The organism is Parabacteroides vesiculifaciens, assembly GCF_049860805.1.
Taxonomy (GTDB): domain Bacteria; phylum Bacteroidota; class Bacteroidia; order Bacteroidales; family Tannerellaceae; genus Parabacteroides.
The window spans coordinates 2,269,541-2,284,945 of the sequence record NZ_CP187555.1 but is presented as its reverse complement, the minus strand read 5'-3'; the positions used below and the strand labels follow the sequence as shown (position 1 = coordinate 2,284,945).

Sequence of the window (15,405 nt, the reverse complement as noted above, 5' to 3'; positions counted from 1 at the left end):
CTAAAAACGATAGATCCCCCTCCATTGTTTTCCGGAATTCTCTGTCACTCTATCACACTTCGCCTTGCAGACATTGATAAACAAGATGTAAAAGGTGTGACACATGCCGAATTCATGTATCACACCTGTGTCACACCTGTATCACACAGAAATGTTCAGAAACACGCCCATCTTCCGGCTTTCTACACCCGGATGTTGCCGCTTTCTACATCCGGATGTACAGGGCGGCTACACCCGGATGTATAGAATTATTTCATGCGAATAAAGAAAAGCCCGGTAAAGGAGAGACACAATACCAATTCGAAGTGTCTGCCTTTACCGGGCTATTTACTATCGGGCTTACAGCCCTCTGAATACTTTTTTAGAACAGTTTGTCGGGATATTCACCTGCATTGACTAATGCCTGGATCTTATCTACCACTTCCTGGCGGTCTTCCGGATAGGTAACGCCGAACCATTTGCTGGCTGTGTCCAGAACTTCGACTGTAGCGGTCTTGTCGCTGATCAATTTGTCCACCATCAGAGGAATGAAAAATTCGCTCTTCAGGTTTTCCATGTTCTTCGGATCGCTTAGGAAAGTCTTGAAGAATTCCTGGCTGTAAGCGAAGTAATCAGGAGTGAAGCCCCAGAAGTTCATACTTACCGGAGTCGTGTCGGGAGTAGCGGTCCACTCGCCGTTGTCGTCGATATATTTGACTTCGCCGTCGATACGCTGGATTTTAGTACGTTCGACAACGGATGTCAACAGGTTGTTTGCGTCCGTACCGCAGATACCGCGTGAAACCGTACCGCTTTCGCTCAACGTGTTACCTACGCGGAAGCCTACCATCGAATATACGTTTTTGGAACCTTCCGGCAGGGCGGAAAGAAACTTGCCCATCACCTGGAAAGAGTCACGACCGTAGAAGTCGTCACAATTGATAACGGCAAACGGTTCTTTGATCACATCGGCACCCATCATGACGGCATGGTTCGTCCCCCACGGTTTGGTACGTTCTGCCGGGCAGGTGAATCCTTCGGGCAGGTTGTCCAATGCCTGGAATACCAGTTCGCAAGGAATGTGACCTTCATATTTGGAGATGATTTTGTCACGGAAGTCCTGTTCAAAATCTTTACGGATAACGAAAACGAGTTTACCGAAACCGGCGTGGATAGCGTCGTAGATGGAATAATCCATGATTGTTTCACCGTTAGGACCCAGTCCGTCCAATTGTTTCAAGCCCCCATAACGGCTTCCCATTCCGGCAGCCAATAAGAATAATGTAGGTTTCATAATCTTTAAGTTTATATAGTGTTTTTGTTTTCTTCGGGCAAAAGTAGGAAATAAATATGATTTATGATTTATGATTTGTGATTTATTCGCTTACTCCTGACTTGATGCCATGTTCAATCATAAATCATTCCACTTCCAACACTACGATCGACTTGGCAGGCAGATTGACTTTGAGCTGTCCCTTTTCGATTTTCGCACCGTTGAAGCTGGCCGGCTTTACGACGTCCGGTTTCTCGAAGGTGTTATGATCGTTGATGGAGGCGGAGGTCAGGATGCGGCCGTTCACGTTTTTGATCTTTTGTCCCTGCAGGTCGAGAGTGATGTTTTGTGCATTATCGACATCTATATTAGCCAAAGAAATATGGATGCGTCCGCTCTTGTCCTTGGAGGCGGAGGCGCTTACCATCGGCACTTCGCGGTTGTCGCGCACTTTAGCCTTGTCGCAGATCAGGTCCATCGGCAGGAAAGTGGCGTCCTGGTGCACGTTGTACATCTGGAAAACGTAGTAGGTCGGCGTGAGCAACATCTTCGGACCGTTTGTCAGGATCATGGACTGGAGCACGTTGACGATCTGGGCGATGTTGGTCATCTTGACGCGATCCGTATATTTATGGAATACGTTTAGGGTGAGGGCTGCCACGAAAGCATCGCGCATGGTGTTCTGCTGGAACAGGTGCCCGTTGATCGTTCCCGGTTCTTCATCCCACCAGGTTCCCCATTCGTCCACCATCAGGGCGATTTTCTTCTGCGGGTCGTATTTGTCCATGATCTGGATATGTTTCCTGACGACATCTTCTATCTCGAGGCATTTGCCCATTGTCCAGTAGTAATCGTCCTTATTGAAATCCGTGGCCGATCCTTTGCTGCCGTTCCATCCGGTCACCGTGTAATAGTGCAGGGAGATGCCATCCATCCGGCCGCCCACGTTTTTCATCAGCGTTTCCGTCCAGTTATAATCGTAGTCGCTGGCGCCGCTGGCGATCTTGAAAAGCCGGTTGCCGTCGTAATTGCGGCAGTAGGTGGAGTAGCGGCGGTAGAGGTCGGCATAGTATTCGGGGCGCATGCTTCCGCCACATCCCCAACTTTCGTTGCCGACGCCGATGAATTTGACTTTCCATGCCTTGTCACGCCCGTTCTTACGGCGCAGGCGGGCCATCGGGCTGTCGCCTTCCGATGTCATGTATTCTACCCATTTGGCCATCTCTTCTACGGTCCCGCTACCGACGTTGGCGCTGATATAAGGTTCGCAACCCAGCAGTTCGCAGAGGTTCAGGAACTCGTGCGTGCCGAAACTGTTGTCTTCGATCGTGCCGCCCCAGTTGTTGTTCACCATCTTCGGACGGTTTTCCTTCGGACCGATCCCGTCCATCCAATGGTATTCGTCGGCAAAGCAGCCGCCCGGCCAACGGAGGTTGGGGATATGAAGATCTTTCAAGGCATTCAACACGTCGTTGCGATAGCCCTCGGTATTGGGTATTTCGGATTCGGGGCCGACCCACAACCCGCCGTAGATGCAGGTTCCGAGGTGTTCGGCGAACTGTCCGTAGATATGTTTGCTGATCTCTTGTGTTCCCTGCTCCGGATAGATGCGGATGCTCGCGTCTTTCTGGGCGAAGAGTGGCAGTGTGGCGGCTGCCATTAAGCTCACTAATACTGTTTTCATGTTATTTTCGTTTACTATGTTTTGTTTGAATGAAAGTTATGTTTTACTTCGGGTAAACCTGTCGTTTATAATGGAAGCGGCTTATTCCAATTCAATCACGAAGGTTGTCAATGACTTGGCCGGCCGGGTGTAAGCTAACTTTTTCCCTTGGGTTTCGACCGGCCGGAAAGAGCGGCAATCTTCCGTTTCGCTTGTGCGCCAATTGTTGATGGAAGCAATTTTGCCGGAGAACTTGTCCAGGTCGATGACCAAAGGACGCTCCGAGCCGGTCGTGTTCAAAACGGCGACAACCAATTCTTTGCCCGTGGGGGAAAGGGCGGCAAGCGTCCCGGCGTTGCCCGTTTCGATAAAGGTATAGCCTTGTTTGAAGAAGCGGGTGATTTGCATGCGGACGTACAGGTTCTTGATCGCCTTGTATTCCTGTGTCTTGAAATTACCGCGCAATACGCACCATTCGTTATTGCCCTCTTCCATCAGTTGCCAGTCGAGCCAGGCTTGCGGACGCATGATCCGCATGTCGTCGAATAGTTTTTGGGTGAGCAACAGGTTGCTTTCCAGGCCTTGTCCGCCGCTGGGTCCCGTTTCCGATTGCCAGAAAGGTTTGCCGGATTGCAGGACGAGTTGGCGCACTTCTTCCCGTTCGGCATTTGTGCCGGAATAGGTATGGGTGTTGAGTTGCCCTAATTTGTCCCAGATGTCGCCGGCTGCCCGGTAGGCTTTTTGGACGGTCAGGAATTGCCGGAGGTTGGTCTCGTCGGATGCGGATAGTACGGTGTTGAGGCCCGTAGCTTTCAGCTTGGGATATAACATCCGGATGATTTTCATCTGGCTTTCCGGTTCGAAATGGCAACCTTCCTGGCTTCCTTCCGCATACCAGTAATCGGAGAAAGACTCGTTGAAGGGTTCCAATGTCCTGAAATCGATCCGGTAGGCTGTTTTGTAATGCTTGCATACAGCTAACAGGTAGTCGCAAAACATTTCGTAATATTCCGGTTTCAGGTTGTCTTTCAACGGGTCTGCATTCCCGGCGGCGCAACCGCTATAGGTCATCCAGTAGGGGGCGGAGTTGGAGAATGCTTCGAAGATGGCATCCGGGCGTTTCTCTTTGATCTTCAGAAGGATCGTACGCTGCCCTTTATCCGCTTCCCAGTTGTAGGGGGCGGTGGGGGAGTCCTTGAATCCTTCCATTTCCGCCCGTTTCCCTTTCCCTTTGACCATGTGGCCGTCAGCATGTGCCGGATCGTCGCCTCCTCCGATATTATAACGGAAGATGTTCATGTTCAGTTTGTCGGGAGACGTGATCAGGTCGACGATCTCGTCCACTTTCTCCTCATCCCAGTTTCCGACCTGCGCAGCCCACCAGCAAAGGGAACTGCCCCAGCCTTCGAGCTTCTGATAGCGTTGCGACGGATCGACTACGGCACGCCCGTTATCCGGCGCTTCCGCCTGGGCAAACAGGGGAAGCGCGACGGCGGCCATCAAACTAATGAATATGCTTTTCATGTCTATGGATTTAGAACTTGAACGGGCTCATCTTTGCATACGCCTTGTATTCTTTGATCATACCCGGATAACCTTCTTCTGCGCGAGGCAGGTAGCGAAAGCCGGAAATGACTACGTCTTCACGCAGGTCGATCACTACCTGATGCGGATATTTGTCTCCCCAGGCCGTGTTCCAGAAGGTCGATTCCTGCAGGTCGAAGATCTTATCGGCAGTATAGTTGCCCCATTGTGTTTCTTCGCTATCGGCGTATGCAATCTGCCAGTGCTGGCGGGAGAGCGGCTTGCCGTTTTCACCTAACAGGTAAAATTCGGCAATGGCTGCATTGTCTTTGCCGTTCTGTGCATTCAATGCTTCGAGGCAGAAGAAGCGGGCTTTCACAGGAGCGTCGAATTTGACTTCCTGCCAGCCGTTGCCGGCTTTCAATGCGCCTGCGGCTACCGGTTTTTCACCTTTGAGATCCAGGTTTTCACCATCTTTACGGTGTGTCATAGGCGCTTCGGCGCGAAGCATATCCAAGATCGGTTTGTTCAGACCTGTGATCGTCGCCTTTTCCGGGCCTAACAGGTCGAGGACGATAATTTCATTTTCACCCTTCTTCAACCAGCAACCCGGCATGAAGAGTGTCTGCTGCGGTCCGATCTCCCAGAAGCGGCCCATGGCTTTCCCGTTTACCCAAACCATACCTTTTCCCCAGGTCTGCATATCGAGGAATACATCGCCTGTTTCTTCTAAGTTGAACGTTGCGCGGTAGTAAGCCGGTCCGTCTAATTTCTTGCCAGGAGCATACTTTTTGTCTTTCACGAACGGGTAATCGACCGGGAAGCTGTACACCTGCCAGTTCTTCAACTCTTGGGTAGAGCCTTCGTTGAGCAATTCCACTTTCTCGGTGATCCCTTTGCGGTCGTGGATCGCCTTGTCGAAGTTGACGCGTCCCATAGCCTCTACCAGGATATCCAATTGGGTTCCGGCTGCCAGTGCGGGCAGTTTCAACGAGTTCTCGCCACGGCGACGGTCCAGGCGGCCCAACAGTTTTCCGTCCGCATAGACCTGTGCCCAGTCGTGTACTTCCGTGATCAGAAGGGTCGTGCCGGATGTTACGGCGGGCAAAGTGGTCCGGTACAGGATCGTTCCCCAACCCTGGTCGAACTGTTCCATCGGTTTGATATCTTCGGAAGTCTTCGGTTCCGGCAGGTTACCGAATAAAGGAGCTACCTCCTTCATCTCGAATTCGGGTATTTCGATGATCGGTTTTGCTGCCGGTACCTCTGACTGTGTTTTTCCTTCGTCCATATAGCCCGCAAGGAGTTCGCGCAGCTTGAAATATTTGGGTGTCGTCCATCCTGCTTCGCTGATAGGCGCGTCATAATCGTAAGAACTGCACATAGCCGAGTAGGCTGGGCTGTTGGCGCCTCCCCAATGGCCGAAAGTCGTTCCTCCGTGTGTCATATAGAGGGAGAACGAGATGTTGCGGTCGAGCATGTCCTTCAGGCCGGAAACCATCGTCTCCGCATCGCGTGTCTCGTGCTTGCGTCCCCAATGGTCGAACCAGCCGCTCCAGAACTCGCTACACATCAGCGGGGTGTTGGGACGCACTTCTTTCAGTTTCTTGAATTGCTCGTCGATATTGGCTCCCGTACCGAAGTTGACGGTCCATACCAGGTCGTCGAGCGCGTTGTTCTGGAAGTTGGAACTCCAGTCGCACTGGAACAGGGGCACGTCTGTGAATCCTGCTCCCTTCACGATATCGCGGATATTGGCGATATACTCTTTGTCTGTCGCATAAGATCCGTATTCGTTCTCGACCTGTACCATAATAATATTGCCACCTTTTGTGATCTGGAGGTCGGCAAGCTGTTTCCCGATTTCATTCATGAACAGTTTGGTGCGTTCGAGGAAATAAGGATCGTTGGTACGCAGTTTGATGTCTTCTTTTTTCAGCAGCCACCAAGGCAGTCCTCCCATTTCCCATTCGGAACAAACGTAAGGGCCGGGGCGCAGCATGATATACATATCGTGTTTCTGTGCCAGGCGGCAGAAAGCGGCGATATCGTTCTGTCCGCTGAAATCGAACTCGCCGGGTTTTTGTTCATGGATATTCCAGAATGCATAAATACAGATCGTATTCATGCCGAGCGCTTTGCAAAGTTGGATACGGTGCTCCCAATATTCGGCGGGAATACGGGTGTAGTGGATTTCCGCAGCTTTGATCACAAACGGTTTCCCGTCTAACAGGAATGTTTTGTCGCCGATTGCAAAAGTATGCTCGGCCGCCGGCTTTTGGTTACAGCCGGAAAAGACAAAAAGAAACAGGGCTATCAGCCATGCGGCTGTGTTCTGTAGGTACTTCATGATATAAAATTAGTTTATAAATATTTTCCGGGGATAAAAGTACATAAATAACACTTATGTGCAGGTATATTTATGGTTCATAAAAGGTAAAATATAGTTCCGTTTACCTCAATTTGTGTACCTTTGCCGCATAATGTAATGATTAAACGTTGAACAAAATGAAAAAGTTAATGGTGATACCACTTGTCGCAGCCGGAATGGCTGCAATGGTGGGATGCAGCAAGACCCCTGTGAAGGAGGCTGCGAAGAATGACGCTATCAATCTGGCAAACCTGGATACTGCCGTAGCTCCGGGTACCGATTTCTATCAGTATGCTTGTGGTGGCTGGATGAAGAACAATCCGTTGAAACCGGAATATGCCCGTTTCGGCACTTTCGACCAGCTCCGGGACAACAATCAGGAACAGATCCGTACGCTTATCGAAGGTCTTAGCGCTACTCCGCAGCAGGAGGGAAGCGTAGGACAGAAGATCGGTATGCTGTTCGCAATGGGGATGGATAGCGTGAAACTGAATGAAGACGGCTATGCCCCGATCAAGGACCAGCTTGCCGAGATTAACAAATTAGGTACGAAAGACGAATTGACCAAGATGGTGGCAACCCTGCACAAAGAGGGGATGGCGCCTTTCTTCGCCCTGTATGTCGGGGCCGACGAGAAGAACAGTTCCATGAACATCGTACAGTTGTACCAGGCCGGCCTCGGCATGGGAGATCGCGACTATTACCTGTTGGAAGACGAAGGCAGCCTGAAGATGCGCGAAGCCTATAAAAACTATATCACCCGTCTGTTCACCCTGATCGGAAGTTCTCCCGAACAGGCCGATGCAGCCGTCAATGCAATCATGAAGATCGAGAAGGGCATTGCCGAAGTCTCGTTCAGCCGCGAAGACCTGCGCGATTCGCAGAAGAACTATAATAAGATGTCCATAGAAGACTTCAAAGCGAAAAACGATCCGTTGAACTGGGACGTTTACTTCGAAAGTATGGGGATGATGGAAATCAAATATCTGGATGCGAAGCAGCTTCCGTTCTACGAAGGCCTGTCCGCCCTGATGAAAAACACGACTCTGGACGAACAGAAATATTACCTGACATTCAATCTGCTTAGCGCTGCCGCTCCTTACCTGAGCGATCCGTTTGTAGCTGCCGATTTCGATTTCTATGGCAAGACGATGTCCGGCCGCCAGGAACAGCAGCCCCGTTGGAAACGTGCTCTGTCTACGGTAAACGACGCACTGTCGGAAGCAGTCGGCCAGATGTATGTGGCTAAATATTTCCCGGCTTCTTCCAAAGAGAAGATGTTGAAGATGGTCGGTGACCTGCAGAAAGCCTTAGGCGACCGTATCGCCGGCCTGGAATGGATGAGCGACGCAACGAAGGCGAAGGCACAGGAGAAACTGGCTGCCTTTATCGTCAAGATCGGTTATCCCGACAAATGGCGCGACTACAGTGGCCTGGAGATCAAGAACGATTCTTACTGGGCAAATGTGCGCCGTTCCAATATCTTTGAAGTCAATTATATGCTGGCCGATGTCGACAAACCGGTCGATAAGGCTCGTTGGGGAATGAGCCCGCAGACGGTAAACGCTTATTACAATCCGACAACGAACGAGATCTGTTTCCCGGCCGCCATCCTGCAACCTCCTTTCTTCAATCCGGCTGCTGACGATGCAGTGAACTATGGCGCTATCGGTGTCGTGATCGGTCACGAAATGACGCACGGATTCGACGACCAGGGTCGCAACTACGATAAGGAAGGTAACCTGAACGACTGGTGGACGGCCGAAGATGCCGCTCTCTTTACGCAGCGTGCCGACCGTCTGGCCCAGCAATACAGCGATATCATCGTGGTGGACAGCGTTCATGCCAACGGCCGTTTCACTTTGGGTGAAAATATTGCCGACCAGGGTGGCCTGATGGTCGCCCACCTGGCTTACCTCAATTCTTTGGAAGGCAAAGAAACGCCGGCACCGATCGACGGCTTCACCAACGAACAGCGTTTCTATCTCGGCTACGCCAATCTCTGGGCCCAAAACATCCGCCCCGAAGAAATCCTGCGCCTGACCAAGATCGACCCGCACTCATTAGGCAAATGGCGTGTCAACGCCGCCCTCCGCAACATCGATCCTTTCTACACCGCATTCGATATCAAAGAAGGCGACCCGATGTATATGCTGCCGGCTGACCGGGTGGTGATCTGGTAAGGTGGAAAATCCGAATAGATAGGAATCTCCTGATGTAAGTTTCTTTGCATCAGGAGATTTTTTGTTATGTGCCAGGATAAACCCCTCTTTCCCCTTCTTTGTTGTATCTTCATCTAAAAACAGAAAGAGATATGAAAAAGAAGAATGTAAAACGAAAGATTCCGGCTGTATGCGTGTTTCCGTATTTGGACCGGCTGATCCGGCGGAAACGATCGGCAGGGAAAGAATCGACAGCCGACCTGTATCGCGCTTCCTGCAACTGGTTGCGAAAGTTCCGGGGAAATGATAAGTTGCTGTTTTCCGAGATTACCCCTGCATTGGTAGATGGATTCTATAGCTTCCTTTGTTCACAAGAGTATCTGGCTACGAATTCAATCAATAGTTATATGAGCAATTTCCGGGCAATGTATAATATTGCTGTAAGGGAGGAAATGGCTCTCCCGCCTGCGGTTCATCCGTTTGCGCATCTTACCCTTCATGCCGGAAAGACGGTAAAACGTGCCATCCGTCTGGAAACCATTAAGGAGATTGCCAGCATGGATATGAAAGATGAACCCGGCTTGGAGACAGCCCGTGATTATTGTATCTTTTCTTTCCTCGGCTGCGGAATCCCATTTGTGGATCTTTCCCATCTGACGCATGATAATATCGTTGGAGAAGAGTTGGTATATAACCGTATTAAAACCGGAACGCTTATCCGGGTACGGATCACTTCGGGGATGCGGTATATCTTAGGCAAATACGTCTCGTCCGAAAGCCCGTATCTGTTTCCCGCCCTCACACTGGCGGAAGGTAAATCGTCTCACGAAGCGTATAAACGTGACTTGCGGCAGTATAACCGGAATCTTCAGGCCATAGGCGAACGTCTGTCCGTCCCGGTCGCCCTGACCTCCTATGTTTTCCGGCATACTTGGGCGACGGAGGCGTTGCGCTGTCATACGCCGGTCGCTGTTATCAGCCAGGCACTCGGCCATACGTCGGAGAAAACTACCCGTAATTATCTGGCATCCCTCGACCAGTCGGAACTGGATGCGGCAAACAGAATCGTCACGCGTGAAGTGGATTGCTTGATGAGGGGAAGGAGGGCATAAGCCCTTATTTGCGATATAAGGGTTGAAACGTAAATCAAAGGTTAAGAGCCTCTAACCTTACGAATCGCGCCAAAGGTAAATATAATTTATCAAACAATAACAAATTATTCTGCTTATGTTTTTAGGTAGAGGGGAAATTTATTGTCTTTTCTTTATTTCAGATATTAAAGACTCAGGCTGTCGACGGCAATTCCATAAAACATGAATAAATATATAATCAGAGTGGACTGTATAAATAACTTTTGTATTATTGATTATCAAAGAATGATATTGCAATAAGTTTAATTACTTCAATAAGGGTTCTTCAAAGCCTAAATATGGTTGTTCCTTCAATAAACTAATATCTTTTTTGTACTTGGCCCGTATTTTACGAGATATATGTTTTCCGAAGTTAAGACGGCAATATTCAATGATTTGCTTAAAATCATCCATAGCCAAGGGATGCCAGATTAGTCTCATATCCAGCTATCTATTATTTTATTGGCTTCATCTTCTTCTATGCCTCTACCTGCAATAGCATCTTCTGCAGTTAAAGAAAGTCGGTGTTTGATTTCTTCTAACGTATAGGCACACGGAATTTTTTCACTAATGGAAAGCCATTTGTGAATTTCTTGACGGACCTTATCCAATACTTCACTATTATCAATATTGAGTATTTCGCGGATTAGTTCTGTTTTTCGAGCTTCTAATTCTATTGCTGTCATAATGTATCTTCCTGTTTTTAGTTTATGTGAGCAAAGATACATCATTTTGGATAACAGGCAATAACTGCTACCCTTATATCGCAAATAAGGGTAATCTATTTATTAATTAAAAACCATACAATCATGGCAGAAGAAATTATCTTAAGTGCCGATCTGTACAACAATGCAGTGACAGAACGCACGGACGATTACACCGCCAAGCCCCGTGTTACCGGGACGGCACGTAACCGTCAGGTTGCCGAAAGGATCGTCGCCCGCGGTTCCGAGTTCAGAGTGGAAACGATCGAGCATATCCTCAATATGGCAGACCAGGAAAAGGCCCTTCTTATCTCGATGGGAAAGAGCGTCGTGGACGGAGTGGGCCAATACTTAGTGAACATCAGCGGTCCCTTTATCGGAGAAACAGCCTCGTTTGATCCCGCCAAGAACAAGTTAGGAGTGACGTACACGATCGGGAAGCTCCTGCGCGACATGTTGAACGCCGTTAAAGTAGAGACCCGCAAGGCGACTACCGGCCCGGTAATCAACGATATTATCGACTCTGCTACCGGCGAAGAAAACATGCTGCTGACCTCCGGAAGCGCCGCCATCATCAACGGAACGAATATCAGAGTGGACGGCGAAGGTGAAACGATCGGCGTCTTCTTCACCAAAACAGGTGGCACGGCTCAGAAATGTCCTTTGGTGATCCATAACAATCCTTCCCAACTGACTGTCCTTATGCCTGCAATGGAAGACGGTGAATATACTTTGAGTATCACTACACAATATGCCTCCGGCAACCGCTTAGTGAAATCAGCGCGTACATATACTTTCCCGACCCTGCTTTATGTCGGCAACAAACCGGGTGGCGGGGGAGAAGAAGAACGTCCTGGCGAACTCTGATACCGGAGCCTGCCTACCAGCCTAACCGTAGGGCGTCTCCGGGTACGCCCGGAGACGCCCTACGGGCATAAGGGGAGACGGCCTCCGGGTATGCCCGGAGGAACCCTACGGAAAAAATGTTAAAATGACTAATCTTTAAAGCATATAAATATGAGGAAACAATTACTGCTTTTATTAACTATTCTTTTTTCTCTCTCTGTAACTCAACTACGTGCAGAGGGCAATTGGAGTGACGATGTATCGGCAATCACGCCGGAAAGGGATGATCTTGTGTATAGGATCGAAACTCCCCGGCAATTGGCTTGGGTGGCCCAAAAAGTGAATGATGGAACATTAAAGTATAAGGTGTTTATTCTGATGGACGATATCGATCTGGCGGGAAAGGAGTGGACACCGATAGGCAATGGCTCTAATGCATTTACCGGATGTTTCAGAGGTAATAACCATACGATCTCGAATCTGACGGTTACGGGTTTGGAAAGAAACGCAGTTGGAGGGTTGTTCGGGGTTTTGGAAGGAACCGTTTCCGATTTGAAGTTGACAGGTGCAGAAATAAGTTCAAACCAATTAAAAGTTTCTGTCGGGGTTTTGGCCAGTAGAACACAATCTCAGGCTACGATTGAAAACTGCGATGTCGAAGGCTCGATATCTGCAACGGGTGGTAGCAGTTATTCTTCTATTGGAGGGCTGGTCGGTTATTCGTCATATGCGACTATATTGTCATCGAAGGCAAATGTCAGTTGTACTATAGTCGATTATAATACTACAAATCCAGACAGCAATTTTGGCATTGCTGTTGGGGGGCTTGTCGGAAATGCGTATGACATCACCGTGCGCAATTGCTTTTCGTCCGGGAGTATCCAGGTAGGGGGAAGTTGGACTAATTCCATGACAACGGTGTATGCGGGAGGATTGGTAGGCTGTTTTGATACGGGAACTACAGCTTGCCAGATTGAGAATAGCGCTTCTACCTCTGCCATTAATTTGCAAGGTATACAGACTAAAGCCTCTGCTGAGATTTCGATAGGAGGGTTGTTAGGCCATAAGAGTTCTTCTACTACAGGATTGGCCATTTCCAACAGTTATTATAAGGGGACGCTTTCGTCTTTGTCGCCGAGCGAGACCACCAAATCGAATTATCAAGGCGTATTGGTCGGAATGTCTGCGAGTGCAGTAACCTTGGACAATTGCTTCTATGCAGAAAATAGCAACCTGAATGTGTTTGGGAATGTGACGGGTACGGTTACAGGAGCTACGGTGATACCGACCGATTTGACGGCAAAACTGAACGGTTGGGTTAAACAAAAGAATACGGATGAAGAATATCTGTCATGGGACGAAAACGGAAGTTTTATACCCAGGAAAGAGGCGGAAGAGGATGTGGATTATACTTGCCAGGATAACGTATGCACGATCTCGACGAAAAAGGGTCTGGCTTGGTTTGTCGAGCGGGTGAACAGGATGTATGAGACCTTTGCCGGGAAAACGGTTCAGTTGGCAGAGACAAACGACTGGGATATGACTGAAAAGGAATGGATACCGATCGGCACAGTATCGAATATGGAGATGCCATATTATTTCGCCGGTACGTTTGATGGCAATAACCAAACGGTTAAGATTAAAATTCCGGATCCGCGTACTACATATATGTATAAAGGGTTCTTCGGAGCTGTGAAAGGCGGCACGATAAAGAACCTGACGGTAGATGGAGATATCTATAATAGTGGAAATAATGCCGGGATCGTGGTGGCACAAATGAAAGGAGGAGAGATCTCTAATGTTAAGAGTAAAGGGATCTTGCGCGGCGAAGGATCAAGTTCTATAGCCGGTATTGTCGGTAATGCAGAAGGTTGCAATATTACAGACTGTGTGAATGATGCTACAATAACAGGTCGGAGTTTTATTGGTGGAATTGCAGGTAATTTCTATAACGGGAAAATAACGAATTGTGTGAATTCGGGTATGATAACCGGAGTGAACGGCCCAGTGAATGGAAGTGGAGTCGGAGGAATTCTCGGAAATAGTGAAGGAAATACCGTTATTATGGATTGCGTTAATTCCGGTTCTATTGTGGGGAAAGGCACAGACTTTCAGTCAGCAGGAGGAATTCTTGGTGTTGCTTCAAACGGGGCATCCGGATGTAATGATGGTATTGCATTGATAAATACAATCAATAAAGGACCCGTTAGTAACGAAGGCTACTGTACCGGCGGTATTATAGGACTGACACCGGCGGAATCTCCATCTAATGAAGGTAATATTTCAATTATAAATAGCGGAAACTTTGCTGATATATCGGGAGCCGAATTTGTCGGTGGATTTGGCGTGGTGCAGGCGGAGAAAGGCCGTACTACGACTATTGAACTTGGCTTCAGTAAGGGGAAGGTGACGAGTGCTGGAGAGGCGAAAGCATCTTTTGCTTTATGTTTACCAGGGGAAGGCATTATTAGTACCAAAAATAACTTTTATCAAAAGCAAGACGGTTTGGAGGGTATTGCTACAGATGTAGAACCAACGGATGAAAGCCTGAAAATTGAAGGATTAAATAAAATGGAAGGCGATGCCTGGATTACCCAAATGAATCAATATGTAAACGAATACAACGCCGCCCATCCCGACGGGCCTTTTGCGAAGACCTGGAAGTTTGATGCCAATAATAATCCTGTCTTTGGTTTGAGTGCCCCGGTTATTGAGGGGAAGACCCCGTTTAAACAGGAGACAACCGTTACGATAACGGCTTTGGCCGGTGCCAAGATCTATTATACGCTTGACGGATCGGACCCTACATCTGAGAGCACACCTTATAACGACAGTTTTACCCTGAACGAGCAGATGACCGTAAAAGCAATCGCCATAATGGATGACCTGACAAGCGGCGTGGCAGAGAAAGATTTTGTCCCCGGAACGTTCTTCAAAGTCACCGTCTCCCCCAATGATGCCGCCATGGGCAGCGTGACGGTCATTACTGATGCCACCCCGGAAGAAGGCGGTTTGTATCCCGAAGGGGCGAAGCTGACGCTGACCGCCACTCCGAATAGTGGCTATCACTTTAAGGGCTGGAGTGACGGGCAGACGGCGAATCCATATGAATTGACCGTGACAGGAGAGGTCGCACTGATTGCCAACTTCGAGAAAGATGTCGTGGTTCCGCCTTATGTCCCTTCCTACTATGATATATCGTTCGAACCGAACGATAGTGTCTTGCTTTCTGCAAACGTGACGACCGTTGAGGAAGGCTACTCGTTCGTAGTCAAAGCGGAAGTAGCCGAAGGTTATGACCCGTCGACTTTGGTCGTGGAATATAAAAGCGGGCGTACCGGACGTTGGAAAACAGTCGAGCCGTCGACAAACGGAACCTACCGCATCCGTTCCGTCTACAACGATATCTATGTCCGTGCCTCTGTCGAGCCGATTGACGATCCGACCGCCAATGCCGTCGTTGAAGACGGAAACCGTATCTACGCCGTCCGCGATGTTGTCTATATCGACCGGCTGGTACCTGCCGAGGCACAGGTCTTGACGATTGGAGGCCGCATCGTCCGTCACCTGCATCTCTCTTCCGGCAGCAACCAGATCACAGGTTTGCAACCGGGCGTTTATGTGGTCCGGCTTTCTGACGGTTCTTGCCGGAAAGTGAGTGTGCGGTAGTTCACAAAAATCATTTACAGAAAGAGATGTATCGAAGTTGTATTGCTTTGATGCATCTCTTTTTTGTGTTTTTGCATAAATGTC

10 protein-coding genes are annotated in these 15,405 nt (G+C 49.0%); 4 read left to right on the top strand and 6 right to left on the bottom strand.

The features are described from left to right. Positions 1–361 precede the first annotated feature (361 nt). The 4 genes from ACPYIV_RS09285 to ACPYIV_RS09270 all read right to left on the bottom strand — a co-directional run bounded on the left by ACPYIV_RS09285 (position 362) and on the right by ACPYIV_RS09270 (position 6,789). Positions 362–1,273 carry a nucleotidyltransferase gene (locus ACPYIV_RS09285; RefSeq protein ID WP_293732246.1) on the bottom strand — a complete coding sequence of 304 codons (912 nt, stop codon included), beginning with the start codon at positions 1,271–1,273 and terminating at the stop codon, positions 362–364. Between the two features lie 124 nt (positions 1,274–1,397). Beyond that, positions 1,398–2,936, bottom strand: coding sequence for an alpha-N-arabinofuranosidase (locus ACPYIV_RS09280; protein ID WP_425886396.1), 1,539 nt, complete (start codon positions 2,934–2,936; stop codon positions 1,398–1,400). A gap of 81 nt (positions 2,937–3,017) precedes the next feature. Beyond that, the gene (locus ACPYIV_RS09275; RefSeq protein ID WP_293732244.1) at positions 3,018–4,439 is read right to left on the bottom strand and encodes a glycoside hydrolase family 30 protein; all 1,422 of its coding nucleotides are present in this window, start codon (positions 4,437–4,439) and stop codon (positions 3,018–3,020) included. Between the two features lie 10 nt (positions 4,440–4,449). Then, positions 4,450–6,789, bottom strand: a complete 2,340-nt coding sequence (locus ACPYIV_RS09270) for a beta-galactosidase (RefSeq protein WP_300761521.1) — start codon at positions 6,787–6,789, stop codon at positions 4,450–4,452. A 158-nt stretch (positions 6,790–6,947) separates the two neighbouring features. Between ACPYIV_RS09270 and ACPYIV_RS09265 the strand changes: the two genes are divergently transcribed. Together ACPYIV_RS09265 and ACPYIV_RS09260 are read left to right on the top strand one after the other, a co-directional pair. Further along, on the top strand, positions 6,948–8,993 hold the full coding sequence (locus tag ACPYIV_RS09265; protein WP_299363394.1) for a M13 family metallopeptidase: 2,046 nt from the start codon (positions 6,948–6,950) through the stop codon (positions 8,991–8,993). A 131-nt stretch (positions 8,994–9,124) separates the two neighbouring features. Then, complete coding sequence (locus ACPYIV_RS09260) at positions 9,125–10,084, top strand: tyrosine-type recombinase/integrase (RefSeq protein WP_301705631.1); 960 nt, start codon at positions 9,125–9,127, stop codon at positions 10,082–10,084. 285 nt (positions 10,085–10,369) lie between these two features. On the opposite strand, the gene ACPYIV_RS09255 is transcribed toward ACPYIV_RS09260, so the two are convergent. Then, on the bottom strand, positions 10,370–10,543 hold the full coding sequence (locus ACPYIV_RS09255) for a type II toxin-antitoxin system RelE/ParE family toxin (RefSeq protein WP_425886395.1): 174 nt from the start codon (positions 10,541–10,543) through the stop codon (positions 10,370–10,372). Further along, positions 10,540–10,788, bottom strand: coding sequence for a hypothetical protein (locus ACPYIV_RS09250; RefSeq protein ID WP_293732241.1), 249 nt, complete (start codon positions 10,786–10,788; stop codon positions 10,540–10,542). Before ACPYIV_RS09250 ends, ACPYIV_RS09255 begins: the two co-directional genes overlap by 4 nt. Positions 10,789–10,911: 123 nt before the next feature. Between ACPYIV_RS09250 and ACPYIV_RS09245 the strand changes: the two genes are divergently transcribed. Next, positions 10,912–11,673: a DUF4469 domain-containing protein gene (locus ACPYIV_RS09245; protein WP_293732240.1), complete on the top strand. Its 762-nt coding sequence runs from the start codon at positions 10,912–10,914 to the stop codon at positions 11,671–11,673. A gap of 150 nt (positions 11,674–11,823) precedes the next feature. Beyond that, positions 11,824–15,321, top strand: coding sequence for a chitobiase/beta-hexosaminidase C-terminal domain-containing protein (locus ACPYIV_RS09240; protein ID WP_425886394.1), 3,498 nt, complete (start codon positions 11,824–11,826; stop codon positions 15,319–15,321). The last annotated feature ends 84 nt before the right edge of the window (positions 15,322–15,405 follow it).